Genomic DNA, 26,023 nt, shown 5'->3' on the forward strand with positions numbered 1-26,023 from the left:
GCCCGGGCCGAGCCCGTGAGCACCGCCCGGACCGGGCTCGAAAACACCGCTCGGCCCGGGCCCGTGAGCACCGCCCGGGCCGAGCCAGGGACGGGCCCGTGAGCGCTGACGCCTCCGGTGACCTGGCCCGGGTCGCCGCCGGCCTGCGCCGCGAGATGGGCAGCAAGGTCAACACCTTGCGTCTCCAGCTCACCCAGGAGCTGCAGCGGATCGACAAGAACGCCGAGAGGCGCGCCCGGGAGACTCTCGCGCGTTTCGACGCCACCGACGCCCGGGTGGACGCCCTCGCCGCGGAGCAGGCCGAGTTGCGCCGGCACGTCGAACGCAAGCTGCGTGAGTACGCGACCCGCGTGGGCCGGCTGGAGGGGGAGATCCAGCAGGTCGAGGGGCTGCTCCGCCGCCAGCAGGGTCAGGTCCCGGTCGACCTGGACGCCGTGCCGGCCGAGCTGACGCCGCTGGTCGCGGACGTCCGGGCGGCTGAGCAGGTCCGGTCCACCCTCATGGACGATGCCGCGGTGGCGCTGCGCCGGCAGCGGATCGAGCGCTTCGAGCAGGATGAACGCCGGCTCGCGGAGACCCGGCAGCGGGCGCTGGGCGTCAGCCGTTCGCTTGCCGTCCGCAAGGCGGGTGGCTGGGCGTTCCGGCGCGCGGCCGCGGCGTACCGGTCGGAGCGGGCCCTGATGCACGAGCAGGAGGCGCAGGTCGCGGCCGCGCGGGTGCAGCGTGACGAGGCGGAGCAGGAGCTGCATCGCGACGCCGCGCAGCAGCGGGCGTACAGCGCGCATCCGGGCGCTTCGGTCGCGGACCGGCTCGCCGCGCACGTCCGGGACCGGGTCGACGCCGCGGTCGCCGGCTACGAGTTGTTCCCGCCGTGGTTCACGAACGTGCTCGGGCACCGGCCGCTGCCCGCCCGGGCCACCGATTGGCGGGAGGCCGCGGTCCAGGTGGTGCTCTACCGGATCACCCATGGGGTCACCGACCGGGTGGCGGCCCTGGGCCCGGAACCGGAGAACGGGCACCGCGCCGCCCAGCACCGCGCCGTCCGGACAGCACTGCGGCAGCTCGACGAGTGACCGGACGGCACAATCGCCGGATGAATGACGCTTGGACGCAGGCCGGCAGCGGGGTCCGCTTCGACTGGGGTCCGGCCGGGGCGGACGCCGTCAGCCCCGGTGCCGGCCTCGTCGCCGTGGTCGACGTGCTCTCCTTCACCACCGCGCTGACCGTCGCCGTCGAGCGGGGGATCGCCGTCCTGCCGTACCGGTGGGGTGACGAATCGGCCGAGCGGGTCGCCCGGGAGCATCGCGCGGTGCTCGCCGTCGGGCGCAAGCGGGTGGCGCGGCCGGGCCAGGTGAGCCTGTCGCCGGACAGCATCCGGCGCAGCGCGGGGATCGAGCGGCTCGTGCTGCCCTCGCCGAACGGCGCGACGATCTCTGCGCGGCTGGCCGAGGCCGGCGCGACCATCGTCGGCGTGTCGCTGCGCAACGCCGACGCGGCCGCGGCGAGCGTCGTGCGCCGGCTGGGTGCGGGGGAGGCGGTCGCGGTGGTCGCGGCGGGGGAGCGCTGGCCGGACGGTTCGTTGCGGCCGGCGGTCGAGGACCTGTGGGGTGCGGGGTCGTTCATCGAGGCCCTGGTACGGCGGGGAGCCGGTGGTCTCTCCGTCGAGGCGGGGACGGCGCTGGCGGCGTACCGGAGCGTCGCAGACGACCTGGCGACCGCCCTGCGCGACTGCGCCTCCGGGCGCGAGTTGCAGGCGCACGGTTTCCCGGAAGACGTCACGGTGGCCGCGCAACTGGACGCCACCACAGCAGTGCCGGTCCTGACCGATGGATGGTTCGTGGCGGATTCCGGTCCAGATGAGGGCGAGTGAGGTGATATTTGATTTCTTGAGGCTGTGGCAAGTCGGATTCTGACGTCGTGGGATCTCTGGCTGGCGGATCTCAGTAGCGATGGGAGATCGTGAAGCGGTCACCCTTAGTGAGGAGAATTCCGTGCGGAAATGGTGGCCGCTGATCGCGGTGTGCCTCGGCACTTTCATGTTGCTCGTCGACGTCACCATCGTGAACGTCGCGCTGCCGGAGATGGCGGTGGACCTCGGCACGTCGTTCAGCTCCCTGCAGTGGGTCGTGGACGGCTACGCGCTGTCACTGGCCGTCCTGCTGCTCGGCGCCGGGGCGCTCGGCGACCTGTTCGGGCACCGCCGGCTCTACATCGCCGGCCTGATCGTGTTCGCGCTGTCCTCGCTGGCCTGCGGGCTCGCCGGCCACGACGGCCTGCTGATCGCCGCCCGGGTGGTGCAGGGCATCGGCGCCGCGGCCATGTTCACCACCACGTTCGCCCTGCTCAACAGCGCCTACCAGGGCCGTTCCCGAGGCGTGGCCTACGGCGTCTGGGGTGGCGTCTCCGGCGCGGCCGCGGCGATCGGCCCGATCCTGGGTGGCCTGCTCACCGAGACGCTGAGCTGGCGCTGGATCTTCCTGGTCAACCTGCCGGTGAGCATCGCCGCGCTGGTGCTGTGCGGCACCGCGCTGGCCGCCGACCGCGCGGCCCGTCGCGGGCGCTTCGACCTGGCCGGCACCCTGACCTTCACGGTCGCGGCGGGCGCCCTGACGCTGGCCGTCATCCGGGCCACCACGGTCGGCTGGGGCTCGGTCCAGACCTGGGGCCTGCTGCTGCTCAGCGGCGTCGCGTTGGCCGCGTTCGTCCTGGTGGAACGGCGCAGCCCGGACGCCATGCTGGATCTGGCCCTGCTGCGCAACCGCTCCTTCGCCGGCATCCTGCTGGCGGCGCTGCTGGTGAACTTCGCGGCCTTCGCGGCGTTCACCTACACCTCGATCTGGCTCCAGACGGTCATCGGGCTCTCGCCGCTGCAGGCCGGCCTGACCGGGCTGCCGATGTCGATCGTGTCGGTGATCGTCTCCGGCGTCGCGGGCGCCAAGCTGCACGGCCGGTCCCCGCGGCTGCTCATCGGCGGCGGGATGCTGCTGATCGGCCTGGGCAGCGCCCTCTGTGCCCTGCTGCTGGGTGCGCAGTCCAGCTGGCCCGCCCTGCTGGCCGGGTACGCGGTCATCGGCGCCGGCGTCGGCCTGGTCATGCCCACCCTCGCGGAATCCGCCATGGGTGCTGTCCCGGCCCACCGCGGCGGCATGGCCGGCGGCGCGGTCACCACCGCCCGGCAGCTCGGCTTCGCGATCGGCATCGCCGTGCTCGGCACGGTCTTCGCGGCCCGCGCGGAGGACCACCTCGGTGCCCAAGGTGCCCCGGAGCCGGAGCAGACCGCGCACGCCCTCGCCGGAGGGCAGGCCGGCCGCATCCTGGCCGCGGTGCCCGACGGACTGCGCGGCACGGTCGACCGGGCGCTGCACGGCGCGGCGGTGGCCGGGCTGGACGCGGGCTTCCTGGTCGCGGCCGGGGTCGGTCTGCTCGGCGGGATCGCGGTGCTCATCCTGGTCCGGCCGGCCGCCCCGGCACCCTCAGAGGACCGGCTCCCCGAGTACACCGCCGTCCACGAGTGAGACGGCATGCTTGACCCGGCTCAGCACCGGCACCGTCTCGCAGGTGCGGATCTCCGGGATGGCGGCGATCTCGGTGGTCAGATAGCGGTAGAGCTCCTCGGCGTCCCGGCACAGAGCGATCGCGGTGATGGTGGCGGTGCCGGTGACCGCCGCCGCCCAGGCCAGCTGGCGGTGATCGGCGAGCCGGGCGCCGACCGCGGCCAGATCGGCCGGCGCGACGGTGAGCCACAGATTCGCGGCTGACCGGAAACCCATCAGCGAAGCCGCCACCTCGGTGTCGAAGTACACCGCCCGGGCGGCGATCAGCGCGCCGAGCCGCAGGGCGACCTTGCGCTGGGTCCAGCCGGTGACGGTGGCCAGCGCGGCGTACCCGGCCCGCCCGTCCCGGGCGAGCGCGGCGAGCAGTGCCCGGTCCCCGGCCTCGACCCGGGCGCCGCCCTCGTCGGTCACCCGCATCTCCGGATCCGCTCGTACGCCGGGGTCGGCACCGTCCAGCAACTGCTCGCGCTGATCCGCGCTCAGCTGCTCGTCGCCGGCGATCCAGTCGGTCTCGCCCCGCCCCACGAAACGGTGCAGCACCTGATGGGCACTGAGCGAGAGCACGTTCGTCGCCCGCGGCAGATGATGCAGCAGGCCCTCACGGCGGTCGTGGTCCGCGGTCACCCGCACCGCGCAGGTCAGCTCGGCGCCGCCGGCCCCGATGGTCACCCAGCTCGTGTCGGTCCGCCGCGCCAGGGCCTGCGCCGTCACGGCGGCGGTGCCGGGCCGGCAGGAGATCCGCAGCGTCCAGTACGTGGTCCCGGGCAGCCGCTCGGGATCGGCCTGCCCGAAGACCCGGATCAGGCCCCGGGTCCGCATCCGCTGATAGCGCCGGGCGACGGTCTGCTCGGAGACGGCCAGCACGGCCGCCAGCCGGGCGAACGGAACCCGCGGAGCGAGCCGCAGCCCCTGGAGGATCTGCCGGTCCAACTGGTCGACCGCGGCGGATTCCGCCGAGCTGCGTGCTACCACAGGAGGAACAATACGGGGGTACGGGGGTGCAGGCCCGGTGCCCGGCGGTCTGAGGCGTAGCTGACACAATGTCGGGTGCGCCCCGTAACCCTGTGAGGAGAAGTTTCCGTGATCCGTACCCATGACGCCGGCAGCTTGCGTGCGAGCCACGCCGGTCAGACGGTGACGCTCGCCGGGTGGGTCGCCCGCCGCCGCGACCACGGCGGTGTCATCTTCGTCGACCTGCGTGACGCCTCGGGCGTCGTCCAGGTGGTCTTCCGCGAGGAGGACGCGCACGCGCTGCGCAACGAGTTCTGTGTGCAGGTCACCGGCGAGGTCACCCAGCGCCCGGCCGGCAACGAGAACCCGGACCTGCCCACCGGGGCCGTCGAGGTCACCGCGAGCGAGCTGGTCGTGCTCTCCGAGGCCGCGCCGCTGCCGCTGCCCGTCGACGACACCGTCACCGCCTCCGACGACCTGCGCCTCAAGTACCGCTACCTGGACCTGCGCCGCAGCGGCCCGGCCAACGCGCTCAAGCTGCGCAGCCGGGCCAACCAGATCGCCCGGGAGATCCTGCACGCCCGGGACTTCCACGAGATCGAGACGCCGACGCTGACCCGGTCGACGCCCGAGGGCGCCCGGGACTTCCTGGTCCCGGTCCGGCTGCAGCCCGGCACCTGGTACGCCCTGCCGCAGTCCCCGCAGCTGTTCAAGCAGCTGCTGATGGTGGCCGGCATGGAGCGCTACTACCAGATCGCCCGCTGCTACCGCGACGAGGACTTCCGCGCCGACCGGCAGCCGGAGTTCACCCAGCTCGACATCGAGATGTCCTTCGTGACCCAGGACGACATCATCGAGCTCGGCGAGGAGCTCGTGGTCAAGCTCTGGGGCGAGCTCGCCGGCTACCAGGTGCAGACCCCGATCCCGCGGATCACCTGGACCGACGCGATGAACCGGTACGGCTCCGACAAGCCCGACCTGCGGTACGGCCTGGAGCTGACCGAGCTGACCGACTACCTGCGCGGCACCGAGTTCCGGGTGTTCGCCGGGGCGATCGACGCCGGGGGTTACGTCGGCGCGGTCGTCATGCCGGGCGGCGCGTCGCAGACCCGTAAGGAGCTCGACGGCTGGCAGGACTGGGCCAAGGCGCGCGGCGCCCGCGGCCTGGCCTATGTGGTGCTGGACGCGGAGACCGGCGCGGCGCGCGGCCCGGTCGCCAAGAACCTCTCCGAGGCGCACCTGGCCGGCCTGGCCGACGTGGTGGGCGCGAAGCCGGGCGACGCGGTGTTCTTCGCCGCCGCCACCGAGCGTCGTGAGGCCCAGGAGCTGCTGGGCGCGGCCCGCATCGAGATCGCCAAGCGGGCCGGGCTGATCGACGAGTCCGCGTGGGCGTTCTGCTGGGTCGTCGACGCCCCGATGTTCGAGAAGACGGACGACGGCGGCTGGACGGCTGTGCACCACCCGTTCACCTCGCCGAACGCCGAGTGGATGGACAAGTTCGAGGAGGCGCCGGACAAGGCGCTGGCCTACGCGTACGACATCGTGGTCAACGGCAACGAGATCGGCGGCGGCAGCGTCCGTATCCACCGCGGTGACGTGCAGAGCCGGGTCTTCGACCTGCTCGGCATCACGCCGGAGGAGGCCCAGGACAAGTTCGGCTTCCTGCTGGAGGCGTTCAAGTACGGCCCGCCGCCGCACGCCGGTATCGCGCTCGGCTGGGACCGCACCTGCATGCTGCTCTCCGGCAACGAGTCGATCCGCGAGGTCATCGCGTTCCCGAAGACCCGCGGCGGCTACGACCCGCTGACCACCGCGCCGACGCCGATCACCGCCCAGCAGCGGCTGGAGGCCGGCATCGACGCCAAGCCGAAGGCCACGGCGGCGACGCCCGGCACGGACGGCGTGGCCGCCCCGGTGGAGCCCTCGAACTGATGCGGGCGCTGGTCGTCGGCGCCAGCGGTCATCTCGGCGGCGAGGTGGCCCGGCTGGCGGCGGCGGCCGGCGCGGATGTCGCCGGGACCTCCACCACCGGCGCGAGCGGGTGGTCCCGGCTCGACATCACCGACCGCGAGGCGGTCCGCGCGCTGGTCTCCCGGGTCCGGCCGGCGGTCGTGGTCAACGCGGCGTACCGGGCGGACAGCTGGGCGATCTGCGCCGACGGGGCAGCCCACGTGGCCCTCGCCGCTACCGAGGCCGGCGCCCGTCTGGTGCATGTGTCCTCCGACGCGCTGCACGGCGGCCGGCCTGAGCCCTATGGTGACGACGCGGTGCCGACCCCGATCTACCCGTACGGTGTGGCGAAGGCAGCGGCCGAGACGGCGGTCGCCGCGATCGACCCGGCCGCCGTCCTGGTCCGGACCTCGCTGATCGTCGGGGACGAGCGCAGCAAGCAGGTCCGCTTCGCCCTGGACCTGGTCACCGGCCGGACCCGAGGTGCGCTCTTCAGCGACATGGTCCGTTGCCCGATCGACGCGACCGACCTGGCCGCCGCGCTCCTGGAACTGGCCGCGAGCGGCTACCGGGGCCTGATCAACGTCGCCGGGCCGCAGGCGACGAGCCGCGCGGAACTCGGTCGCCTGGTCGCGAAGCGGTACGGACTCGACCCGGCGGCCGTGCCGGTGTGCACGATCGCCGAGAGCGACCTGACGGCCGGCGCCGCGGAGGTCCGGTTGGACAGCACCCGCGCCACCGGCCTGCTCAAGACACCGCTGCGTGGGGTCGCCGAGGTGCTAGGCGTCGCGTAGCCGGATCAGCAGTCCACCGGCGAGCAGAGCCGCGGCGGCCCACGCCCCGAGCACGGCGAGTCCCCGCCACGGGCTGATGGCCAGGTCGTCGAGGCCGGTGGTGCGCTGGATCGCCAGCCCGGCCGTCATCGGGGCGATCTGGTCCAGGTGCCGCCGGAAGTCCGGGTCGGTGGCGGCCAGCCCGACGATCGGGAAGACGTAGAGCAGCCCCAGGACGAGACCAGCAGCGGTCGCGGGGGTACGCACGGCAGTCGTCACGCCGAGCGCGAGCAGACCGACCAGGATCAGGTACAGCACCGACCCGAAGGCCGCCCGCAGCACCGTGGTGTCGGTGACCGTCAGCGGCAGCAGACTTCTCCCGGCCACCAGCGAACCGGCCACCCCCGCGGTGGCGGCGGCCGTCACCACCGCGGTGAGCATCAGCGCCTTGGCGGCCAGGACGGTGAGCCGGCGCGGGACCGCGGCCAGGCTGACGTGGATCATGCCGGTGCCGTACTCGGCGCCGATGAGCTGCACCGCCAGGACGGCGACGACGGCCTGGCCGAGCTGGACCCCGGTGAGGCTGACCTTGGTGATGTCCACCGCGCAGATCCCGCCGGGGCAGTCGGTGGCCGCGGCGGCCAGGATGCTGATCCCCACGGTCGCCACGACGACGCTGAGCAGCAGCAGGACCGTCCCCGGTGTGGTCCGCAACTTCGTCCACTCCGCGTGCAGGGCCCGCCTCATACGTCACGCCGCCGCAGTGAGAACCCGGCCAGGCCCAGGACGAGTGCCGCCCACCCGGCCAGCACGGCCAGGCCGGCCCACGGTGACAGCGGGAAGTAGCCGTTCACCGGGATGGGGAAGTCGTCGACCTGCGGATAGCTGACCGCGCTCTGCTGCACGGCGAACGCGGCGGCCGGCGTGACCCGCAGCAGCCACTTGGCCGGCTCCGGCGGCAGGACCGTCATGGCGAGCAGGTACGGCAGCACGATCACCACGATCCCGGCCACGACAGCGGTGAGCCCGCGCCGCAGCAGGGCACCCAGCCCGAGCGCCAGCACCGCCGCGCCCGCCAGCAGCAGGCCGGTGCCCACGACCAGTCGCACCTCGATGCCGGGTGCGGCCGGATGCAGATAGACACCGTGGGCCCGGAGCACCCGCCCGCCGACGACGACGACCACTGTCGCGGCCAGCACACCCAGCCCGAAGGTGACCGCGCCGATGATCGTGGCCTTGGCCAGCAGGATCCGGCCGCGCCGGGGGACCGCGGCCACCGTCGTGCGGATCATGCCGCGCCGGTACTCGGCGGTCATCGTCATCGTGGCCACGACGACCACCAGGATCAGCCCGGCGAAGGTACCGGCCAGGGTCTGGCTCACCGTGGTGCCGATGCCGGAGATGCCGGAGACCGCCGGGGCGATGTCGCCGCTGCCCGTGACCCGCCAGCTCGCGCCGAGCTGCTCCGGCTGCGGGGAGGCGTCGCCACCGACCTCGGTCCGGCTCCAGCTCGCGTCGGGTCCGGTGTCCCGGCCGGTGAGGTTGTCGAACGTCGCGGTGACCTCGCTCGGGCCGCCCATCGCGCCGCCCACCCCGCGGCCGCCGCCGAGGATCCAGGTGAACTGCGGCGAGGTCGCGAAGGTGCCGACCTGGGCGGTCGCCGGGAGCCCGGGCAGCCGTACGGTGCCCACGGTCGTCCACGCCGTACCGTCGGGCGACTCCTCGCCGGTGATCGTCTGCCCGGCCCGGGTGAGCCGCAACCAGCGTGGCGTGGTGGCCGGAGCGGGCGGGCCGGCCCGGTCGTGCACGTAGTCGTGCTGCATCCGCACCCCGTGGGCCCCGGTCAGCATGATCGCGGCGTACGTCGAACCGGGCCGGGTGCCGTCCTTGATGATCAGACCACCCTTGGCCCACGGGGCGAGCCCGGGCTGACCGTCCCCGGTACCGCCCTCGGTCGCCTGCGGGCCGGTGCTGTCCGGCGGTCCGCCCAGGCCGGGCTTGCGGGGCAGGACGCCGGTGAGCCCGTTCAGCCGTACCGTGATGCTCCCGTCGCCGGTCAGCGACCGGTGCACGAAGGTGAAGTGGTCGGTGACCTCCTGTCCGTCCGGTCCGACCGGCAGCACGCACTCCGACCGCGGGCCGTTGCGCCCGCACGATCCCTGTCCGCCGGTGAGCAACCCCAGCCCGACCACCGCGGCGGCCGCGACGGCCAGCGCGACGACCCAGCCGCGCACGGTCCGCAGCTTGGTCCACTCGGCGTGCAGCACCGCCCTCATCGCGACGCCTCCGGCGACCCGGCCGCCCGGAACTCCACCGCGTCGCGGGTCAGCTCCAGGTACGCCCGTTCCAGGCTGCCGTGCCGGGCCAGCAGCTCCGGCATGGTGCGGTCGGCCAGCACCCGGCCCCGGCCGACCAGCACCACGTGGTCGGCGGTGTCCTGGAGCTCGCTCATCAGGTGGGTGGAGAGCAGCACCGCGCGGCCCTCGGCGGCCAGCGCCCGCAGGAAGCCGCGGATCCAGACGATGCCCTCCGGGTCCATCCCGTTGAACGGCTCGTCGAGCATCAGCACCGCCGGGTCACCGAGCATCGCCGCCGCGATCCCGAGCCGCTGGCGCATCCCGAGCGAGAAACCGCCGGCCCGGCGCCGGGCCACGCTGGTCAGACCCGCCTGCTCCAGCACCTCGTCGACGCGCGCCGCGGTCAGCCCCTGGGAGTGGGCCAGCCAGAGCAGGTGGTTGCGGGCGGTGCGGCCCGGCTGCAGCGCGCCGGCATCCAGCAGGGAGCCGACCACGCGCAACGGGCAGGGCAGGCTCCGGTACGGCCGCCCGCCGACCAGCGCGGTCCCGGCATCCGGCGCGTCCAGCCCCAGGACGACCCGCATGGTGGTGGACTTGCCGGCGCCGTTGGGGCCGACGAAGCCGGTGACCTGTCCCGGTTCGACGGTGAAGGACATCCCGTCCAGGGCGAGGGTGGGCCCGAAGCGTTTCCGCAGGCCGTTGACGACGATGCTGGTCTGGTTCATGCCGTGGTGTCTACGCGGGCGCCGGTGTCGCCACGGTGGCGCCGGCTGACACCCCATTGACACCCGGCGCCTGGCATCGTGAGGTCATGCGCGTGCTGGTCGTGGAGGACTTCGAGATCCTGGCCCGTACCCTCGGCACGGGTCTGCGCCGCGAGGGCATGGCCGTGGACGTGGTCCTGGACGGCCCGGACGCCCTGGAGCACCTGGCCGTGACCCGCTACGACGTGGTCGTGCTCGATCGTGACCTGCCCGGCGTGCATGGTGACGAGGTGTGCCGCCGGATCGTCGCCGAGGGCTCGGGCAGCCGGGTGCTGATGCTGACCGCGGCCGCCACGGTCGGGCAGCGGGTCGCCGGCCTGGGGCTGGGCGCCGACGACTACCTGCCCAAGCCGTTCGACTTCGCCGAGCTCGTGGCCCGGATCCGGGCGCTGGGGCGGCGCCCGGCCACCGCGCTGCCGCCGGTCCTGCACAGCGGCGACCTCATGCTCGACCCGAACCTGCGGGTGGTCACCCGCGGTGGCCGCCGGCTCGAGCTCAGCGGAAAGGAGTTCGCCGTGCTGGAGTGCCTGCTCGCCGCCCAGGGCCGGCTGGTACCGGCCGAGGAACTGCTGGAACGCGTCTGGGACGAGGCGGCGGACCCCTTCACGACAGCGGTGAAGACGACCATCCGCCGGCTGCGCGTCAAGCTCGGTGATCCGCCGCTGGTGCACACCGTCCGCGAGGCCGGCTACCGGATCGGCGCCCCGTGAGCGCCCGCCGCCGGCTGCGGACCCAGCTGACCCTGCTGTACGCGGTGCCGTTCCTGGCGTCCGGGGCGATCCTGCTCAGCATCCCGATTTTGCAGAGTCGCGAGAGCAGCCCGGTGGGCACCGGCGTCGGCCCGCCGCCGGTCGCCCCCGTCCCGGGCCCGGACCTGGCCCGGGTGGTCACCGCCTCCGCCGCCGGGCTGGCCGCCATGGGGCTGGTCGCGCTGGTGCTGGGCTGGCTGATCGCGGGACGGTTCCTGCGCCCGCTGCGCGAGATCACCGCGACCGCCCGGGACATCTCGGCCAGCAACCTGCACCGCCGGCTCGGCCGCACCGGCCGCAACGACGAGTTCACCGAGCTCGCCGCCACCCTCGACGACCTGTTCGCGCGGCTGGAGGCGTCCTTCACCGCGCAGCGCGACTTCGTGGCCAACGCCTCGCACGAGCTGCGTACGCCGCTGACCGCCCAGCGGGCCCTGCTGCAGGTGGCCCTGGCCGATCCGGACGTCACGGTGGAGAGCCTGCGGGCCGTGGGCCGCGACGTGCTCGACCTGGGCGCCGCGCAGGAACGCCTGATCGACGCGCTGCTCACCCTGGCCACCGGCGAGCAGGGTGTCGAGCATCGGGAGCCGTTCGACCTGGCCGACGTGGCCGGCGCGGTGGTGACCGGCCGGCAGGACGAGGCGCAGCGACGCGACCTCGAGGTGCGGGTGCAGCTCGACACGGCTCCGGCCACCGGCGACCGCCGCCTGGTCGAGAGCCTGGTGGCCAACCTGGTCGACAACGCGCTACGCCACAACACACCCGGCGGCAGCGTCGAGCTCCGCACCGCGGCCGTCGACGGCCGGGCCACCCTGACCGTCCGCAACACCGGCGCGGTCATCCCGCCGGCCGAGCTGGACCGCCTGTTCCAGCCGTTCCAGCGCCTCGGCGCCCAGCGGCTCGGCCACTCCGGCGGTCACGGCCTGGGCCTGGCCATCGTGCGGGCGATCGCCACCGCCCACGGCGCGACGCTCGTCCCGGCCGCGCCCCCGGAGGGCGGCCTGGCCATCGAGGTGCGCTTCGGGTGATCGTTGCCGATGATGGAGCCGACCCCGTCACCGAGGAGGCGCCCGTGCTGGCCGAACCCACCATCCTGTGGCGCGACGAGCAGCTGTACGTCGCCCGGCGCGAGTCGATCACCATGACCGAGTTCGCGCGGGTCGCCGACCACCTGCCGGCCCTGTTCGGCCGGCTGGGCGAGCGCGGGGTGGTCCCGGCCGGGGCGCCCTTCTTCCGCTACCGCGTGATCGACATGTCCGCCGAGCTGGTCGTGGAGGCCGGCATCCCGCTGCCGGCGCCGATCGAGGTCGCCGAGCCGGACTTCGTCGACGTACTGCCCGCGGGCCGGTACGCGACCCTCACCCACATCGGCCACCCCGACGAGCTGATGGGCGTGACGGCCACGCTGCTGGACTGGGCACAGCACCAGGGCCTGCGCTGGGACGTGACCCCGACCCCGGAGGGCGAGGTGTGGGGCGCGCGGCTGGAGGTGCTGCTGACCAACCCGGCCGAGGAGCCGGACCTGCACAAGTGGGAGACCGCGCTGCTGTTCCGGCTGGCCGACTAGCCTGCGGCATGGAGTTCTTCTGCTACCACCGCGACCGGCCCGGCTCCGCGGCGCTGCGCGGCGAGCTGCTGGCGGACCACTGGTCCTACATGGACGGCTATGCGACCGGGATGATCGCCCGCGGTCCGACGTTCGCGGACGACGGTGAGACGCCGACCGGCAGCGTGCACATCGTCGACCTGCCCGATCCCGCCGCCGCGCGGACGTTCGCCTTCGCCGAGCCCAACTACCAGGCCGGCGCCTACCGGGACGTGCTGCTGCGCCGGTGGCGCAACCTGCTCGGGCGCACGATGTGGGACTTCGCCGGCGGTCGCAGCGGCGGACATCGCTACCTGGTGCTCGGGCTCGGCGCGGGGCCGGGCGCCGACCTGACCGTGCCGGCTGCGGCGGACTATCTGATCGCGTACGGGCCGCTGTTGTCCGACGACGGTGCCGCCTGGCTGGGCACGGCGGCGCTGGTGCGGGCGGTGGATCCGGGCCGGGCGCGGACGGTGCTGACCGCCGACCGGTACGCCGCCGTCGAGGTCCATAACTGGGCGTTCGGCGGGCGCCGCTGACAGAGGCTCCACTGTGGACCGAAATGCCCGGATTCCCGGGTGGCGCCAGTCAGTCGCGAGTATTTCTCTTGATCGTTGATCTATCACTATACGTGTCCGCGCGGATACGATCAGCGGCAGCGACGGCGCGCCCACCGGTGTCCGTGTCCGACTCGCCGTTGTCTCTCGCCGCTTGCCGACCCCACGAGGAGTTGCAGTGGACGCGTACTTCATGACCGCGCGCCATGAACAGTTGCGTCAGGAGGTGCGGGCGTTCGCGGAGACCGAGGTGCGCCTGCGGATCGACGAGATGGAAGCGTCCCAAGCGGTCCAGTACGACCTCTCACGGCTGATCGCCCGCCAGGGCTGGATCGGGGTCACGATCGGCCCCGGGCACGGCGGCCTGGGCCTCGGTCACCTGGCCAAGACCATCATCATCGAGGAACTGGCCCGGGTCAGCGGCGCGATGGGCGCCATGGTCCAGGCGTCCCAGCTGGGCGTGGCCAAGATCCTGCACTTCGGCGACGCGGACCAGCAGGCGAAGTGGCTGCCGGCCATCGCGGCGGGAGAGTGCCTGCCGACGATCGCGGTCACCGAGGAGCACTCCGGCGGGCATGTGCTGGGCATGTCGGCCACCGCCGTCCGCGACGGCTCGGACTACGTCCTCAACGGACGCAAGGTCTTCGTCGGCAACAGCCACGTCGGTGACCTGCACGGCGTGGTCGTGCGCACCGGTCCCGGTTCCAAGGGCCTGTCGGCGTTCCTGGTCGAGGCGGACCGGCCCGGCTTCTCGCTCGGCCCGCACCGGGCGGCGATGGGCCTGCACGGCTTCAGCTTCGGTGAGCTCACCTTCGCCGACTGCCGGATCCCGGCGGCCAACCGGCTGGGGGCCGAGGGCGACGGCCTCTCCGTGGCCTACTCCTCCAGCATCCTGTACGGCCGCCCGAACCTGACCGCGGTGGCGCTCGGCATCCACCAGGCGCTGGTCGAGGAGACCTCGGCGTACGTGACCGAGCGGCACCGCTACGGCAAGCCGCTCGGCGAACTGCTGCCCATCAAGCTCAAGCTGGGCCAGATGCAGTCCCGGCTGATGACCGCGCGGCTGGCGGCCTACCACGCCGTGCACACGCTGGACCAGGGGCTGCCCTGCGACGCGGAGCTGATGAACGCCAAGCTCATCAACGTCGAGTCCGCATTGGACAGTGCCCGCAACGCGATGGAGATCCACGCCGCCGCCGGGCTCTACGCGGACCGGCCGGTCGAGCGCTACCTGCGCGACGCCCACCACATCTTCGCCCCGGCCGGCACCTCGGACGTGCAGCTGATCCGCCTGGCCGAGGTCGCCCTGGGTACGACCAAGGGCCAGTGGTCCCAGCGGCTGGCCACCCGCCCGGCCGCGGAGGCCGTCACCCCGTGAGCCCGGTCAGCGGCTGTCCTCCCGGCGGTGGATCTGGGTGATCAGCTCGGCGGCCATCGACTTGATGGTCTCCAGGCCGGGCCGCCCCCACGGGCGGGGCTCCACGTCCACCACGCAGATCGTGCCGAGCGTCGTGCCCGTCCGGTCGATCAGCGGCGCGCCCAGGTAGGACCGGATGCCGATCTCGTCGACCACCGGGTTGCCGGCGAAGCGGGGGTAGTCGCAGACGTCGTCGAGGACCAGCGCCTTGCGGCGTACCACCACGTGCGGGCAGTAGCCGTGGTCGCGGTCCATGACCCGGCCCGGCGCGGCGGACGGGTCACCCTTGGCCACGGTGTGCAGGCCGGCGAAGTACTGCCGGTCCTCACTGATGAAGTTCACCATCGCGTACGGGGCGCCGGTGACCTCGGTCAGCTTGCGCGCGAAGTCGTCGAACTCCGGGTCCGGCTGCTCACCGAGGCCCAGCTCGCGCAGCCGCCGCATCCGCAGCGGCACCTCCAGGTCGGTCGGGGTCAGCGGGTGGTGCGGGGACGAGTCGTAGATCATGCCAAGCTCCGGATGGCCGTCGGGGTGGGATGTACGCCGAGCAGGTGCTGGATGAGCTGGACGAGCACACCCGTGGCGGACCGGCTGTCACGGGCGTCGCAACTGACGATCGGCACGTCGGGCCGCAGGTCGAGCGCGCTGCGCACGTCGGCCGGCTCGTACCGGAACGCGTTGTCGAACTGGTTGACGGCCACCAGGAAGCCGATGCCGCGCGACTCGAAGAAGTCCACCGCCGCGAAACAGTCCTGCAGCCGGCGGGTGTCGGCCAGCACGACCGCGCCCATCGCCCCGGCGGACAGCTCGTCCCACATGAACCAGAAGCGTTCCTGGCCCGGCGTGCCGAACAGATAGAGGATGTGCCGGCGGTCGATGGTGATCCGGCCGAAGTCCATCGCGACCGTGGTGGTCGTCTTGCGCTCGATACCGGTCAGGTTGTCGGTGCCGACGCCCGCGGTGGTGAGGATCTCCTCCGTGCGCAGGGGCTCGATCTCGCTGACCGCGCCCACGAACGTCGTCTTGCCCACCCCGAACCCGCCGGCGATGAGCAGTTTGAGCGGCGTCGGGAACGGGTCAGAGTCGTCGCTGTAAGGCATTGAGAATGGTCTCCAGTACCGCCGTGTTGGTGGGTTCGGCCGCCGGGCCGGGGGATCGGGTGTCGATGGCGCCGGCGTCGACCAGGTCGGAAAGCAGGATCTTGGTGACGACCGCGGGCAGCCGCAGCCGGGCGGCGACCTCGGCGACCGTCGTGGGGCTGCCGCACAATCCGAGGGCCTCGGCGTGGTCGGGCTCGAGCTGGCCGTGCGGCAGCCGGCCGGTCGCCCGGACCATCGACAGCAGTTCCAGGTGGGTGCTGGGCTGGGTGCGCCCGTTGCTCACCGTGTACGGCCGGACGAGACGTCCCGCGGCGTCGTCGAGCCAGTGCTCGTCGTCGGCCCGCCCCATCGTCACCGACCCGCGCCGCCGGGATGGCCGGCCGCCTGCCGGACGGGGGTGCCCAGGTACGGCCGCACACTCTTGACGAGCTGCGCCATCTCGTAGCCGAGCACTCCCGGGTCGGCGTCCTTGCCCGCGATGACGGCGAGCACCGCACCGGAGCCGGCGGCGGACACGAACAGCAGGGCGTCCTCCAGCTCGGCCACGACCTGGCGTACCGCCTCCCCGCCCCCGAACCGCGATCCGGCGCTGCGGGCCAGCGAGAACAGCCCGGAGGCGATGGCGGCCAGGTGGTCGGCGCCGTCGTCGTCCAGTCCGTGCGCGGCCTTGCGCAGCCCGTCGGAGGAGAGCAGCAGCGCGCTACGGGTGTCCGGGACGCGCTCGACCAGCCCGGACAGCAGCCAGACGAGGTCCTGGGCGGAACGTACCGGGTCGTTGCTCAGCATCTGAGCACACCTTTCTCAGTGGGGCTCGGGTCTCGGTGGAGCTGGAGGAGGGGACCGTCAGCGCTGGTCGGGCGAGGCCGGCTCGGCCGGGGAGTGCGGCCCGGCGTCGCTGCGGGAGACGCCCTGCATGAACGAGGCCATGAGGCCGGGATCGTGCTCGGCGCCGTCGTCCTCGGGGGCCGGCGGCGGCCCGAACTGCAGCTGCGGCGCCAGGTGGGTCTGGCTGTGCCGGCGCGGCAGCGGGGGCGGGGTGACGGTGGGCCGGGCCTCGGCCACCTCGGCCCCGGTACGCCGCGGCGTACCGGCAACCGCCGGCACCGGATCCGACGGCGCCTGATGTGCGGGCGCCTGCTGCGGCGTCTTCTGATCCGCGAGCGCCGGAGGCGCGGATGCGGGCACCGCGGAGACGAGGGCCGGGGCGGCGGTGTCCGGGGCGCCGGCGAAGGCGGGCCAGGTCGGCGGGGGTGCCGCGATCTGGGACGGGCCGGGGACCCGCTGCACCAGCTCCATGGTGTTCTGGGTCAGCGCCGGCTGGGCCACCACCGGAGCGCGGTCTTCCTGGGCCGAGCCGAGCAGCTGCTGCGGCAGAATGATCACGGCCTGGGTGCCGCCGTAGATGTTGCCCTGCAACTGCACGGTCACGCCGTGCTGGCGGGCGATCATCGAGACCACGAACAGCCCGATCCGGCCGTCGCGCAGCAGCTCGTCCAGGTTGATGTCCTCCGGGTTGAGCAGCAGCCGGTTCAGCCGGTCCTGGTCCTCGCGCTGGATGCCCAGCCCGCGGTCCTCGACCTCGACCGCCACCCCGGCCGCGACGTGCTGCGCGCGCAGCAGCACCTGGGTCTGCGGCGGGGCGAACATCGTCGCGTTCTCGATCAGCTCGGCGACCAGGTGGATGATGCTGGCCACCGCGTGCCCGGGCACGGTGCCGTCGATCGGCGGCACCAGCTTGACCCGGGAGTAGTGCTCGACCTCGGCGATGGCCGAGCGCAGCACCTCGGTCAGCGCCACCGGCCGGCTCCACTGCCGCCGGGAGACCGCGCCGCCCAGCACCGCCAGGTTCTCCGCGTGGCGGCGGATGCGGGTGGCCAGGTGGTCGACCTGGAACAGGCCCTTGAGCAGATCGGGGTCCTCGACCTCGTTCTCCAGCGCGTCCAGCAGCTTGATCTCGCGGTGCACCAGCGACTGCAGCCGGCGGGACAGGTTGACGAACACCTCGACCTGGCGCCCGGCTGACGTGCGTACCGGCATCGGCCGTTCCTCGGCCAGCCGCACCCGCTCGCCGAGCGCCTCGAGCTCGGCCCGGGCGTTCTCGACCGCGGCGCGGTAGCCGGCCGCCTCGGTCAGCGCCGCCGTGGTCTCGGCCCGGTTGTCGGCCAGGTCGGCGCGGGCCAGCGCGGTCTGCGCGCGCGCCTCGGCGAGCTCGGCCCGCAGCCGCGCGGGCCGGTCGTCGAGGCGCCGGACCGTCCCCACGGCCTGACCGGCCACGACGGTGAGCCCGACCACGCCCAGCAGGAAGACGATGATCAGCACCAGGTCCGACCGGTCCGCCCCGCCGGCCCAGAGGTAGCCGGCGGTGACCGCGAACAGCAGCGCGGCAGCCCCGGCGGGCGCCGCGACCAGCCACAGCAGCCGACCCCGCAACAGGGTGTCGTCCGGTGCGGGCAGGGCGGACGAGGGTGATTCGGGCATGGGCGTCCTCAGTCGGCGGGAGACTTTGTGGTGGTTGCGCATTCAGCGAATTCCACTGTGGAAGCAGCGACCACTCTAGTGCTCCGGAAAATCTTGTCCAGCGAAGTCGCGGAATGCCGGCATAACCGCGCGCGCCGAACCGCCGGCCGTATTTCCGCACAAGGACTGCCGTCCATTACCGTCATTCGTTCAGGATCAGTTCCGTGGCGTGCCGGGACGCGGCCAGCAGCACCGGATCCGGATCGCGCTGCCACATCTCGATCGCCGCGTCCGCGAACTTGATGGCGTGCGCGTCACCGGACTCGGTGGCCTGCCGCAGCACGGCCGGCGCGTCACCGGCACCGGGTGTGAAGGCACGAGCGGCCGGGGGAGCGTAGGCGGCCGTCACCGCGGCGGTGGCCGCCCACGCCGCCGCGAGGCTCGGCCCGTGCAGCGCGACCGGGAGCGACGGCAGGGTTCGCAGTACGGCCAGCGGCGCCGTTGCCGCGTGCACGAGCAGCACCGGGTTCCCGTACCCATGCGTGGCGTGCCGGCGGACCGCCGCCGTGACGATCCCGGCCAGCCGGTCCGCGACGGTGTCCCGATCCGGGCCGGGCACCGCCCCGACCGCGGCCGGCCAGCCCGGCAGGTCGGCCAGCTGGGCCAGCCGGGAGCGGATGCCGGAGCGCTGGTCCGGCACGCGCGGCACGGCATCGAGCGCCGCCCGCGGATCCGAGCCCCGGTACGGCCCCCGCCCGGCCGGCGCCAGCGGCTGCCACCGCGCCGCCCAGTACGCCAGCCCCTGCCCGAGCTCGGTCACCCGCGCCGGGGTCTGCTGGTCGCGCAGCGCCCGCACCGCGTGCCCCACCCTGATCACCCCGTGCGTCGCCCCCGCGGCGATGCCGGGCAGCAGCCGCGGCCACCAGAGCGCCAGCACGTCCGCCCACGGCTCGGTGTGCACCGCCCGGTCGAAGAACGCCAGCCAGTCGCCGGTGCGCACCGGGTCACCGAGCGGTTCGCGCCACTCGTCCGCGGCGATCGGCGCGATGCCCCGCGGCACCTCCACCAGCCGCTGCTCGTACGCGTCGAGCCACCGGTGCACCTGGTCCTCGTGCCCGTGGTGGACCAGCGCCTCGGCCGCCATCGGGCCGTGGTTGGACAGCCAGCCGTCGTGTTCGGGCCCGGTGGTGTGCAGCCGCCGCAGGGCCTCGTCGAGAATTCCGGTCATCGTCGCAGCGTGCGTGTTGAACCTCGGTTGAGGTCAAGGGGCCATGATGGGCCCGTGGGTTTCGAGGAGGATCTGGACGTGCGGCCGTTCTGGCGCCGGCTCAGCCGCGGCGAGCAGCGCTGGCCGTTCGCCCTCGCCATCGCCGTGATGATCGCCCTGCAACTGACCCTGCCCGAGCGGTACAGCATGGGCGCGTGGTGGGTGCTGCCGGCCGTCGAGGTGGTCGTCGTCGCCGCGCTGGTGGCGGCGAATCCGGGCCGGCTGGAGCGCCGGACCCCGATGCTGCGCCGGCTGAGCCTGGGCCTGATCGCCGTGGCCAGCCTGGGCACGGCCTGGTCGGTCGTGCGGCTGGTGGTCGACATCGCCGGCGGCGGAGACACCGGCAGCGCGGCCGAACTGCTGGGCAGCGGCGCCTCGATCTGGTTGATCAACGTGCTGACGTTCGCGGTCTGGTACTGGGAGCTGGACCGCGGCGGGGCGTTGGAGCGGGCGGCCGGCACCGACCCGTACCCGGATTTTCTCTTTCCGCAGATGACCGCGCCCGACATGGCGCCCGAGGAGTGGCGGCCGCAGTTCGCCGACTATCTGTATCTGGCGTTCACCAACGCGACCGCCTTCAGCCCGACGGACACGCTGCCGCTGTCGCGCTGGGCCAAGCTGACCATGATGCTGCAGTCGGCGATCTCACTGGTCACCGCGGCGCTGGTGGTGGCCAAGGCGGTCAACGCGCTGGGATGAACAGGCGCATGCCCGGGTCGCGGTTGCGCACGAAACCGAGCGAGGCGTAGAGCGGCTCGCCCTCCGCGGAGGCGCGCAGGTCGACCGCTCCGATGCCGCGCTGCTCGTACCAGGCGAGCAGGGCGGTCATGCAGGCCCGGGAGAAACCCCGGCGGCGGTACGCGGGGTCGGTGGAGACGTTGAGCACGTACCCGCGCAGCCCGGTCGGGTCGGCCGGGCCCGGCAGCCGCTGATCGATCGTGCCCACGACGCAGGCCGCGAGCCCCGGGGTGTCCGGCTTGTCCACCACGAACGCGGCCAGGGCGTCGTTGCCCGGGTCGAGCAGCGAGCGCACCACCGCGATGCCGGGGCCGATCCAGGCCTGCGGGTCGCCACCACCGGGGCGGACCGCGTCCATCATCACGCTGCGCAGGCGCAGGAGCTCGGCGGCATCGTCCACGCCGGCGCGCCGGACCTCGATCATGACCGCCATTCTGGCACGGCACACTTGCACAATTTATGTGCACAAGTATTGTGCAAGTCATGGCGCCCCTTCAGGTCCACCTCGACGGCAAGCAGATCCGGGTCCTGGCCCACCCCTTGCGCGCCCGGCTGCTGGGCCGGCTGCGGCTGGACGGACCGGCCACCGCCACCCGGCTGGCCGAGGCCCTCGGCACCAACACCGGCGCGACCAGCTACCACCTGCGGCAGCTGGCCGACGTCGGGCTGGTCACCGAGGACGAGGGTGCCGGCCGGGGCCGTGAGCGCTGGTGGCGGGCCGCCCACGACATCAGCAGCTGGCAGCGTGACGCGTTCGCGGGCGACCCGGACGCGACCGCCGCCTCCGACTGGCTCGACAGCTACGGCCTGCAGCGCCTGGTCGCCCAGGCCGAGAGCTGGCAGCGGGCCCGGCCGGCCGAGCCGCCGGCCTGGCGGGCCGCCGCGGGCTTCTCCGACTACATCCTCAGCCTGGGCAGCGAGCAGCTCAGCGCGCTGACTGCCGAGCTGGACGCGGTCATCGAGCGCTATCGCGCCCGCGGTGCGGATGATCCCGCGCCGGACGCCCGCCAGGTCCTTCTCTACCTGTACGCGATGCCCCGGACCGAGGAGCCGGCATGACCGCGCTGACGGCGATCCAGGCCCGGCGCCGCTTCCTGTGGCTGCTCGCCCTGCGCTGGCTCCCGGTCGGGCTGATGATCCCGGTCACCGTGCTGCTCCCACTGGACCGGGGCCTGAGCCTCGCCCAGTACGGCTCGGCCGCCGCCCTGCAGGGGCTCACCGTGCTGCTGCTGGAGCTGCCGACCGGCGGGCTCTCCGACGCGATCGGGCGCCGGCCGGTGCTGCTGCTGGCCGGTGTTCTCGAGATCACCGCCCTGTCGCTGCTCACGGTGGCCGACTCGGTGCTGATGTTCATGGTCTTCTACGTGTTGCAGGGCGCCTACCGCGCGCTGGACAGCGGCCCGCTGGAGGCCTGGTACGTCGACCACGCGCTGGCGGCCGACGCGAAGGCCGACATCGAGACGGGCCTGAGCCGCAGCGGGGTCGTGCTCGGCGTCGCCATCGCCGCGGGTGCTCTCCTCACCGGTGGTCTGGTCGCCCTCGGCCCGACCGTGCCCGGCGGTCCCCTGAGCCTGCCCGTCCACGTCGCCCTCGGGCTGCAGGTCGTGTCGCTGGCGGCGGTGGCGCTGCTGATGACCGAGCGGCGCCCGAGCCGCGGATTCGCCGCGCTGGCCCGGTCCGTGCGCGGGGTGCCGGCGGCGATCGGTGGCGCGCTGGGCCTGCTGCGGCGCTCCCGGATCATCGTGGCGCTGGTGGCGGTGGAGCTCTTCTGGGGCTTCGGCATGGTGGCGTTCGAGAGCCTGATGCCGGTCCGGCTGGCCGAGGTCGTCGGCGACCCGGGCCAGGCATCGGCGCTGATGGGTCCGGTCGGCTCGGTGGCCTGGCTCGCCTCGGCCCTGGGTGCGGCGTTGATCCCGCTGCTGGCCCGCCGGATCGGAGCACCGTGGACCGGCTTCGTGCTGCGGATCCTGCAAGGCGTGACAGTGGTCGGGATGGCCCTGTTCGCCGGGCCGGTGGGAGTGATCGCGGCGTACCTGGTCTGTTACACCGTGCACGGGGCGGCGAGTCCGGTGCACAACGGGCTGCTGCACCGTCAGGTCGACGGGCCGTACCGGGCCAGCCTGCTGTCGCTGAACTCGATGGTGAGCCAGCCCGCGGGCGCGCTGGGGCTGGTCACGCTGACCGCTGTGGCGTCGGCGGCCGACCTGCGGATGTCGCTGCTGGTCGGTGCGGCGGTCCTGGCGGTGGCGGCGCCGCTCTATCTGGTCGCGCGCGGCTCGGCGGCGTCGGTGGATGCCCCGGCGCCGGAGCCCGTCCCGGCGATCCACGGTGGAGTTTACTCGTGACCAGCACCGGGGTAGTAGCACGACCAGTGCTCTCATCCCCCCGGAGGAACCCATGCTTGCTATCGCCGCCGCGATCGTCTTCGGCATCTGGCTGCTGCTCGATCTCTTCGACACCAACCTCGGCGCTCCCGACCTGTTCAACTTCTCGACCATGGCCTCGCTGGGTCTCCTCCTGCTCTCGCTGTACCTGGCCGGGGTGGGCAGCGGCCCGCGCTCCGGCAGCGGCAGCAGCGGCCGCCGGTTCTACGGCCGTCGCCCCGGCCGCGGCTGATCCACTGATTTCGGCATACGGCCCGCCTTCGGTGCATTTCCGGCACACGAGGGCGGGCCGGTACTGTCGTTGCCGATGGAATTCGACGGACTCTTTCCGCTGACCGAGCCGGGTGGTGTCCGCACCGCGTCACCGGCCGGTGCGGCGTCCGCCGGCTTCACCGCCTGGTCCGAGGACTCTCCGCTGCCGGTCCGGATGCGCCCGGCGAGCATCGACGAGCTCGTCGGCCAGCAGCATCTGCTCGCCCCCGGCGCCCCGCTGCGCCAGCTCGTCACCGGCACCACGCCGATGTCGGTCATCCTGTGGGGCCCGCCCGGCACCGGCAAGACCACCATCGCCCACCTCGTCGCCGGGGCCACCGACCGCAAGTTCGTGGCCATGTCGGCGCTGACCGCCGGGGTCAAGGACGTGCGCGCGGTCATCGACACCGCCCGCCGGGAACGCCGCGCCGGCGGCCCGCCGACAGTGCTGTTCATCGACGAGGTGCACCGCTTCAGCAAGACCCAGCAGGACTCCCTGCTCGCCGCGGTCGAGGACCGCACGGTGACCCTGCTCGCGGCCACCACCGAAAATCCGTACTTCTCGGTCATCTCCCCGCTGCTGTCCCGCTGCGTGCTGCTCACCCTCCAGGCGCTGGGCGACGAGGACGTGCGCCGGCTCGTCCGCCGCGCGGTCACCGACCCCCGCGGCCTGGGCGGCGCGGTCACGCTCACCGACGAGGCCGAGGAGCATCTGGTACGGCTGGCCGGCGGCGACGTCCGCAAGGCGTTGACGGCGTTGGAGGCCGCGGCCGGTTCCGCCGCGGCCCAGGGCGCCACCGAGATAGACCTGGCCACTGCCGAACAGGCCGTCGACGTGGCCGCGGTCCGCTACGACCGCGACGGCGACGCCCACTACGACGTGATCAGCGCGTTCATCAAGAGCATGCGCGGCTCCGACCCGGACGCCGCCCTGCACTGGCTGGCCCGGATGCTGGTCGCCGGCGAGGACCCGCGGTTCATCGCCCGGCGCATCGTCATCTTCGCCAGCGAGGACGTCGGCATGGCCGATCCCCAGGCGCTGCTGATCGCGACGGCCGCGGCCCAGGCGGTGCAGTCCGTCGGCCTGCCGGAAGCCCAGCTCAACCTGGCCCAGGCCGTGGTCCACCTGGCCACGGCCCCGAAATCGAACGCCGTGACCACCGCCCTGGGCGAGGCCCTGGCCGACGTCCGGGCCGGCCGTGGCGGCGCCGTCCCTCCGGCCCTGCGCGACGCGCACTACCCGGGCTCACGTGGCCTTGGTCACGGCAAGGGCTACCGGTATCCACACGACGACCCCAAGGGTGTTGTTAGGCAGCAGTATGTGCCGGATGATCTGATCGGCGCGGACTACTACCGCCCGACCGACCACGGCGCGGAACGCGCAGTCGGCGAGCGGCTGCCCCGCCTTCGCAGAATCGTCCGCGGCCCGGCCGCGGACGCCCGGCCCACGCCACCCGGCGCGGACCCCCGGCCCACGCCACCCGGCGCGGACCCCCGGCCCACGCCACCCGGCGCGGGCAGCTCGAACGGCCCGTCCGGCGACGGGCCGAAGGCGAACGACAGCGGCCCGGCCGCCGGAGAGGACCAGCCGTGAGCAGGCGCGGTGCCGAGAGGCCCGACGACGACGCCGACCAGCGCGAACAGGCCGGCCGTAGCCGCCGCCTGTTCGGCCGCGGCCGGCCGGAGCCGGTCGAGCCCGTCGAGGTGCCCCGCGAGGAGACCGGCTGGCTCGACGACCTGCGCAGCGCCAAGGAGGACCGCTCGGCCATCGGCCCCGGCACATCGGCGGGGGAGGGCCGCACCAGCAAGAGCGGCCGGCGGGCGCCCGGACCGGACGATCCGGCGGACGATTCCCCGTTCCCGGCGGCGCCGATGTCCCCGGCTGGTCCGCGTTCCGCTGCTGCTCCGGGGTCGCCGGCGGCGCCCCGCTCGGGTCCTCGCACCGCTCCCGGTGCTGGTTCTGTTCCCGCTGCCCGTCCTGGTGCCGGGTCTGTTCCGGCTGGTCCGCGTTCTCCGGTGGTGCCGGGATCGCCGGCCGGGCCCAGGTCCGGTCCGGCATACGGCACTCCGGCCGCACCGGCCTCCCCGGCCCGCGGCGACCAGCCGCCGGCGTGGCCGGCGGGGTCGGGTGAGCACTCGACCGGTGGTTGGCAGGCCCCGTCCGGTGAGCACTCGACCGGTGGTTGGCCGGCCGCGCCAGGGCAGGGTGCCCCGGGCCAGGGCCCGCCCGGCGCACGCCACGGCAGCGCTCCTGGTGAGACCACCGGACGGCACGCCCCGATCGATCGCAGCGAGCCCGGCATCCGCCCGCCCGGGCGGCGCGGGGTTCCCACGGCTCCCGAGCCCGGCGCTGTGCCGGCTCCCGGTCACGGGCGTCGGCAGATGGACGCGGGGCAGCTGAGCGGCCGGATCGATCCGAACCCGTCCGGCTCGTTCCCGGCGGTCAGTCCCACCTCGGCCGTGCCGGCTTCGGGCAACGCTCCGGCGGTGCCCGGTGTTCGTCCGACCTCGCCGGCCACGCCGCCGGGCTGGCCCGCTACGCCCGGGTCCACCGGATCGCCGGCTGTGCCGCCCGCCGGTGGTCGTCGTGCCGCGGTGCCGCCTGTCGCTGATGGGCCTGCCGGTGGGCCGCCTGCCGGTGGTCGGCGTGCTGCGGTGCCGCCTGTCGCCGGCGGGCCTGCCGGTGGGCCGCCTGCCGGTGGTCGTCGTGCTGCGGTGCCGCCTGCTGGTGGTGCTCCGGCTGGTGGGCCGCCTGCTGGTGGTCGTCGTGCCGCCGTGCCCCCTGCTGCCGGTGGGCCGGTGGCGGGTGGCAGTCGTGCTGCTGGGCCGCCGCCGGCCGCGGCCGGGCCGTTGCCCGGTGGGCCGGTGTCGCCCGCCAGCCGCGCTGCCCGGCACCAGGATCCCGGCGGCCGTCCGGCGGATCCGGGACAGCCCGACCAGCCGGGTTTCGTGCCCGGTGGGGACCAGTCGGGCTTCGTGTCGCGGGGCCGGCGGGCCCGCGCCGATGAGCCGGATGTGCCGGCCCGGGGCGGTCACGCCGCGCCGGAAGGGTTCGGTCCTGGTCGCGCCAGTCACGCCGCCCCCGACCAGCCGGGTCCTGCCCGCGGGGGGTATGCCCCGCCGGAGCAGACCGGTCCCGCTCGCGGAGGCCACGCCGCGCCCGACGAGGTCAGCGGCTTCGCCACCGGCGGCCGAGCCGGCCCGCAGACCGGCGGATCGAGCCGCCCG

At 73.8% G+C, this 26,023-nt stretch carries 26 protein-coding genes; 15 read left to right on the forward strand and 11 right to left on the reverse strand.

Translation table 11 applies throughout. The annotated features are described in order from the left end of the window. Positions 1-98: 98 nt before the first annotated feature. The 3 genes from AB0C12_RS40470 to AB0C12_RS40480 all read left to right on the forward strand — a co-directional run bounded on the left by AB0C12_RS40470 (position 99) and on the right by AB0C12_RS40480 (position 3,515). Positions 99-1,073 (forward strand): hypothetical protein, encoded by a 975-nt coding sequence (locus AB0C12_RS40470; protein ID WP_360556128.1) that lies wholly within the window; start codon positions 99-101, stop codon positions 1,071-1,073. A 20-nt stretch (positions 1,074-1,093) separates the two neighbouring features. After that, positions 1,094-1,870 (forward strand): 2-phosphosulfolactate phosphatase, encoded by a 777-nt coding sequence (locus AB0C12_RS40475; RefSeq protein WP_360556129.1) that lies wholly within the window; start codon positions 1,094-1,096, stop codon positions 1,868-1,870. A gap of 121 nt (positions 1,871-1,991) precedes the next feature. Then, on the forward strand, positions 1,992-3,515 hold the full coding sequence (locus tag AB0C12_RS40480; protein WP_360556130.1) for an MFS transporter: 1,524 nt from the start codon (positions 1,992-1,994) through the stop codon (positions 3,513-3,515). On the opposite strand, the gene AB0C12_RS40485 is transcribed toward AB0C12_RS40480, so the two are convergent. Then, positions 3,474-4,526 carry an AsnC family transcriptional regulator gene (locus AB0C12_RS40485; protein WP_360556132.1) on the reverse strand — a complete coding sequence of 351 codons (1,053 nt, stop codon included), beginning with the start codon at positions 4,524-4,526 and terminating at the stop codon, positions 3,474-3,476. The genes AB0C12_RS40480 and AB0C12_RS40485 overlap by 42 nt on opposite strands. 108 nt (positions 4,527-4,634) lie before the next feature. Here AB0C12_RS40485 and aspS point away from each other — a divergent pair, with 108 nt between their 5' ends. Together aspS and AB0C12_RS40495 are read left to right on the forward strand one after the other, a co-directional pair. Then, positions 4,635-6,437 carry an aspartate--tRNA ligase gene (gene aspS, locus AB0C12_RS40490; RefSeq protein WP_360556133.1) on the forward strand — a complete coding sequence of 601 codons (1,803 nt, stop codon included), beginning with the start codon at positions 4,635-4,637 and terminating at the stop codon, positions 6,435-6,437. Further along, positions 6,437-7,249 (forward strand): sugar nucleotide-binding protein, encoded by an 813-nt coding sequence (locus AB0C12_RS40495; protein WP_360556134.1) that lies wholly within the window; start codon positions 6,437-6,439, stop codon positions 7,247-7,249. Before aspS ends, AB0C12_RS40495 begins: the two co-directional genes overlap by 1 nt. On the opposite strand, the gene AB0C12_RS40500 is transcribed toward AB0C12_RS40495, so the two are convergent. The 3 genes from AB0C12_RS40500 to AB0C12_RS40510 are packed head-to-tail and all read right to left on the reverse strand — an operon-like array spanning position 7,235 to position 10,250. After that, entirely contained in the window at positions 7,235-7,975 is a 741-nt protein-coding gene (locus AB0C12_RS40500; protein WP_360556135.1) for an ABC transporter permease, read from the reverse strand. The two genes, AB0C12_RS40495 and AB0C12_RS40500, sit on opposite strands and share 15 nt — an antisense overlap. After that, a complete protein-coding gene (locus tag AB0C12_RS40505) occupies positions 7,972-9,504 on the reverse strand; it encodes a hypothetical protein (protein WP_360556137.1) in 1,533 nt (510 codons plus the stop codon). Before AB0C12_RS40505 ends, AB0C12_RS40500 begins: the two co-directional genes overlap by 4 nt. Beyond that, positions 9,501-10,250, reverse strand: coding sequence for an ATP-binding cassette domain-containing protein (locus AB0C12_RS40510; protein ID WP_360556138.1), 750 nt, complete (start codon positions 10,248-10,250; stop codon positions 9,501-9,503). Before AB0C12_RS40510 ends, AB0C12_RS40505 begins: the two co-directional genes overlap by 4 nt. A gap of 86 nt (positions 10,251-10,336) precedes the next feature. On the opposite strand from AB0C12_RS40510, the gene AB0C12_RS40515 reads away from it, so the two are divergent. The 5 genes from AB0C12_RS40515 to AB0C12_RS40535 all read left to right on the forward strand — a co-directional run bounded on the left by AB0C12_RS40515 (position 10,337) and on the right by AB0C12_RS40535 (position 14,558). After that, positions 10,337-10,999 carry a response regulator transcription factor gene (locus AB0C12_RS40515; RefSeq protein WP_360556140.1) on the forward strand — a complete coding sequence of 221 codons (663 nt, stop codon included), beginning with the start codon at positions 10,337-10,339 and terminating at the stop codon, positions 10,997-10,999. Next, positions 10,996-12,066, forward strand: coding sequence for a HAMP domain-containing sensor histidine kinase (locus tag AB0C12_RS40520; protein WP_360556142.1), 1,071 nt, complete (start codon positions 10,996-10,998; stop codon positions 12,064-12,066). The genes AB0C12_RS40515 and AB0C12_RS40520 overlap by 4 nt, the downstream gene beginning before the upstream one ends. Further along, complete coding sequence (locus AB0C12_RS40525) at positions 12,063-12,605, forward strand: GyrI-like domain-containing protein (protein WP_360556144.1); 543 nt, start codon at positions 12,063-12,065, stop codon at positions 12,603-12,605. Before AB0C12_RS40520 ends, AB0C12_RS40525 begins: the two co-directional genes overlap by 4 nt. Positions 12,606-12,613: 8 nt before the next feature. Continuing rightward, positions 12,614-13,162 carry a YciI family protein gene (locus AB0C12_RS40530; protein ID WP_360556146.1) on the forward strand — a complete coding sequence of 183 codons (549 nt, stop codon included), beginning with the start codon at positions 12,614-12,616 and terminating at the stop codon, positions 13,160-13,162. A 196-nt stretch (positions 13,163-13,358) separates the two neighbouring features. Beyond that, positions 13,359-14,558: an acyl-CoA dehydrogenase family protein gene (locus AB0C12_RS40535; RefSeq protein WP_360556147.1), complete on the forward strand. Its 1,200-nt coding sequence runs from the start codon at positions 13,359-13,361 to the stop codon at positions 14,556-14,558. Positions 14,559-14,564: 6 nt separating this feature from the next. Here AB0C12_RS40535 and AB0C12_RS40540 read toward each other — a convergent pair whose 3' ends face one another. The 6 genes from AB0C12_RS40540 to AB0C12_RS40565 form a co-directional block, all read right to left on the reverse strand. After that, positions 14,565-15,104, reverse strand: coding sequence for a GAF domain-containing protein (locus tag AB0C12_RS40540; protein ID WP_360556148.1), 540 nt, complete (start codon positions 15,102-15,104; stop codon positions 14,565-14,567). Beyond that, positions 15,101-15,697 carry an ATP/GTP-binding protein gene (locus tag AB0C12_RS40545; RefSeq protein WP_360556150.1) on the reverse strand — a complete coding sequence of 199 codons (597 nt, stop codon included), beginning with the start codon at positions 15,695-15,697 and terminating at the stop codon, positions 15,101-15,103. Before AB0C12_RS40545 ends, AB0C12_RS40540 begins: the two co-directional genes overlap by 4 nt. Further along, a complete protein-coding gene (locus AB0C12_RS40550) occupies positions 15,675-16,046 on the reverse strand; it encodes a DUF742 domain-containing protein (RefSeq protein ID WP_360556151.1) in 372 nt (123 codons plus the stop codon). Before AB0C12_RS40550 ends, AB0C12_RS40545 begins: the two co-directional genes overlap by 23 nt. 2 nt (positions 16,047-16,048) lie before the next feature. Further along, positions 16,049-16,483, reverse strand: a complete 435-nt coding sequence (locus AB0C12_RS40555) for a roadblock/LC7 domain-containing protein (RefSeq protein WP_360556153.1) — start codon at positions 16,481-16,483, stop codon at positions 16,049-16,051. 57 nt (positions 16,484-16,540) lie between these two features. Then, complete coding sequence (locus AB0C12_RS40560) at positions 16,541-18,175, reverse strand: ATP-binding protein (RefSeq protein WP_360556154.1); 1,635 nt, start codon at positions 18,173-18,175, stop codon at positions 16,541-16,543. A gap of 181 nt (positions 18,176-18,356) precedes the next feature. Beyond that, entirely contained in the window at positions 18,357-19,382 is a 1,026-nt protein-coding gene (locus AB0C12_RS40565; protein ID WP_360556155.1) for a hypothetical protein, read from the reverse strand. A gap of 54 nt (positions 19,383-19,436) precedes the next feature. Here AB0C12_RS40565 and AB0C12_RS40570 point away from each other — a divergent pair, with 54 nt between their 5' ends. Beyond that, positions 19,437-20,120 carry a hypothetical protein gene (locus AB0C12_RS40570; RefSeq protein ID WP_360556156.1) on the forward strand — a complete coding sequence of 228 codons (684 nt, stop codon included), beginning with the start codon at positions 19,437-19,439 and terminating at the stop codon, positions 20,118-20,120. Here AB0C12_RS40570 and AB0C12_RS40575 read toward each other — a convergent pair. Continuing rightward, positions 20,104-20,583 carry a GNAT family N-acetyltransferase gene (locus tag AB0C12_RS40575; protein WP_360556157.1) on the reverse strand — a complete coding sequence of 160 codons (480 nt, stop codon included), beginning with the start codon at positions 20,581-20,583 and terminating at the stop codon, positions 20,104-20,106. The genes AB0C12_RS40570 and AB0C12_RS40575 overlap by 17 nt on opposite strands. Positions 20,584-20,642: 59 nt before the next feature. Between AB0C12_RS40575 and AB0C12_RS40580 the strand changes: the two genes are divergently transcribed. The 4 genes from AB0C12_RS40580 to AB0C12_RS40595 all read left to right on the forward strand — a co-directional run bounded on the left by AB0C12_RS40580 (position 20,643) and on the right by AB0C12_RS40595 (position 24,389). Continuing rightward, positions 20,643-21,218: a helix-turn-helix domain-containing protein gene (locus AB0C12_RS40580; protein WP_360556158.1), complete on the forward strand. Its 576-nt coding sequence runs from the start codon at positions 20,643-20,645 to the stop codon at positions 21,216-21,218. Beyond that, positions 21,215-22,504: an MFS transporter gene (locus tag AB0C12_RS40585; protein ID WP_360556160.1), complete on the forward strand. Its 1,290-nt coding sequence runs from the start codon at positions 21,215-21,217 to the stop codon at positions 22,502-22,504. Before AB0C12_RS40580 ends, AB0C12_RS40585 begins: the two co-directional genes overlap by 4 nt. Before the next feature lie 52 nt (positions 22,505-22,556). Beyond that, on the forward strand, positions 22,557-22,775 hold the full coding sequence (locus AB0C12_RS40590) for a hypothetical protein (RefSeq protein ID WP_360556161.1): 219 nt from the start codon (positions 22,557-22,559) through the stop codon (positions 22,773-22,775). Between the two features lie 75 nt (positions 22,776-22,850). Beyond that, positions 22,851-24,389: an AAA family ATPase gene (locus tag AB0C12_RS40595; RefSeq protein ID WP_360556162.1), complete on the forward strand. Its 1,539-nt coding sequence runs from the start codon at positions 22,851-22,853 to the stop codon at positions 24,387-24,389. The last annotated feature ends 1,634 nt before the right edge of the window (positions 24,390-26,023 follow it).

This window comes from Actinoplanes sp. NPDC048967 (genome assembly GCF_040649415.1).
Lineage (GTDB): Bacteria > Actinomycetota > Actinomycetes > Mycobacteriales > Micromonosporaceae > Actinoplanes.

What these genes read in the sequence shown, in the direction of transcription:
- AB0C12_RS40475 (WP_360556129.1), top strand. Translation starts at nt 1,094, where the DNA reads ATGAATGACGCTTGGACGCAGGCCGGCAGCGGGGTCCGCTTCGACTGG.
- AB0C12_RS40495 (WP_360556134.1), top strand. Translation starts at nt 6,437, where the DNA reads ATGCGGGCGCTGGTCGTCGGCGCCAGCGGTCATCTCGGCGGCGAGGTG.
- AB0C12_RS40500 (WP_360556135.1), bottom strand. Translation starts at nt 7,975, where the DNA reads ATGAGGCGGGCCCTGCACGCGGAGTGGACGAAGTTGCGGACCACACCG.
- AB0C12_RS40505 (WP_360556137.1), bottom strand. Translation starts at nt 9,504, where the DNA reads ATGAGGGCGGTGCTGCACGCCGAGTGGACCAAGCTGCGGACCGTGCGC.
- AB0C12_RS40510 (WP_360556138.1), bottom strand. Translation starts at nt 10,250, where the DNA reads ATGAACCAGACCAGCATCGTCGTCAACGGCCTGCGGAAACGCTTCGGG.
- AB0C12_RS40515 (WP_360556140.1), top strand. Translation starts at nt 10,337, where the DNA reads ATGCGCGTGCTGGTCGTGGAGGACTTCGAGATCCTGGCCCGTACCCTC.
- AB0C12_RS40530 (WP_360556146.1), top strand. Translation starts at nt 12,614, where the DNA reads ATGGAGTTCTTCTGCTACCACCGCGACCGGCCCGGCTCCGCGGCGCTG.
- AB0C12_RS40540 (WP_360556148.1), bottom strand. Translation starts at nt 15,104, where the DNA reads ATGATCTACGACTCGTCCCCGCACCACCCGCTGACCCCGACCGACCTG.
- AB0C12_RS40545 (WP_360556150.1), bottom strand. Translation starts at nt 15,697, where the DNA reads ATGCCTTACAGCGACGACTCTGACCCGTTCCCGACGCCGCTCAAACTG.
- AB0C12_RS40550 (WP_360556151.1), bottom strand. Translation starts at nt 16,046, where the DNA reads ATGGGGCGGGCCGACGACGAGCACTGGCTCGACGACGCCGCGGGACGT.
- AB0C12_RS40555 (WP_360556153.1), bottom strand. Translation starts at nt 16,483, where the DNA reads ATGCTGAGCAACGACCCGGTACGTTCCGCCCAGGACCTCGTCTGGCTG.
- AB0C12_RS40560 (WP_360556154.1), bottom strand. Translation starts at nt 18,175, where the DNA reads ATGCCCGAATCACCCTCGTCCGCCCTGCCCGCACCGGACGACACCCTG.
- AB0C12_RS40565 (WP_360556155.1), bottom strand. Translation starts at nt 19,382, where the DNA reads ATGACCGGAATTCTCGACGAGGCCCTGCGGCGGCTGCACACCACCGGG.
- AB0C12_RS40575 (WP_360556157.1), bottom strand. Translation starts at nt 20,583, where the DNA reads ATGATCGAGGTCCGGCGCGCCGGCGTGGACGATGCCGCCGAGCTCCTG.
- AB0C12_RS40580 (WP_360556158.1), top strand. Translation starts at nt 20,643, where the DNA reads ATGGCGCCCCTTCAGGTCCACCTCGACGGCAAGCAGATCCGGGTCCTG.
- AB0C12_RS40585 (WP_360556160.1), top strand. Translation starts at nt 21,215, where the DNA reads ATGACCGCGCTGACGGCGATCCAGGCCCGGCGCCGCTTCCTGTGGCTG.
- AB0C12_RS40590 (WP_360556161.1), top strand. Translation starts at nt 22,557, where the DNA reads ATGCTTGCTATCGCCGCCGCGATCGTCTTCGGCATCTGGCTGCTGCTC.
- AB0C12_RS40595 (WP_360556162.1), top strand. Translation starts at nt 22,851, where the DNA reads ATGGAATTCGACGGACTCTTTCCGCTGACCGAGCCGGGTGGTGTCCGC.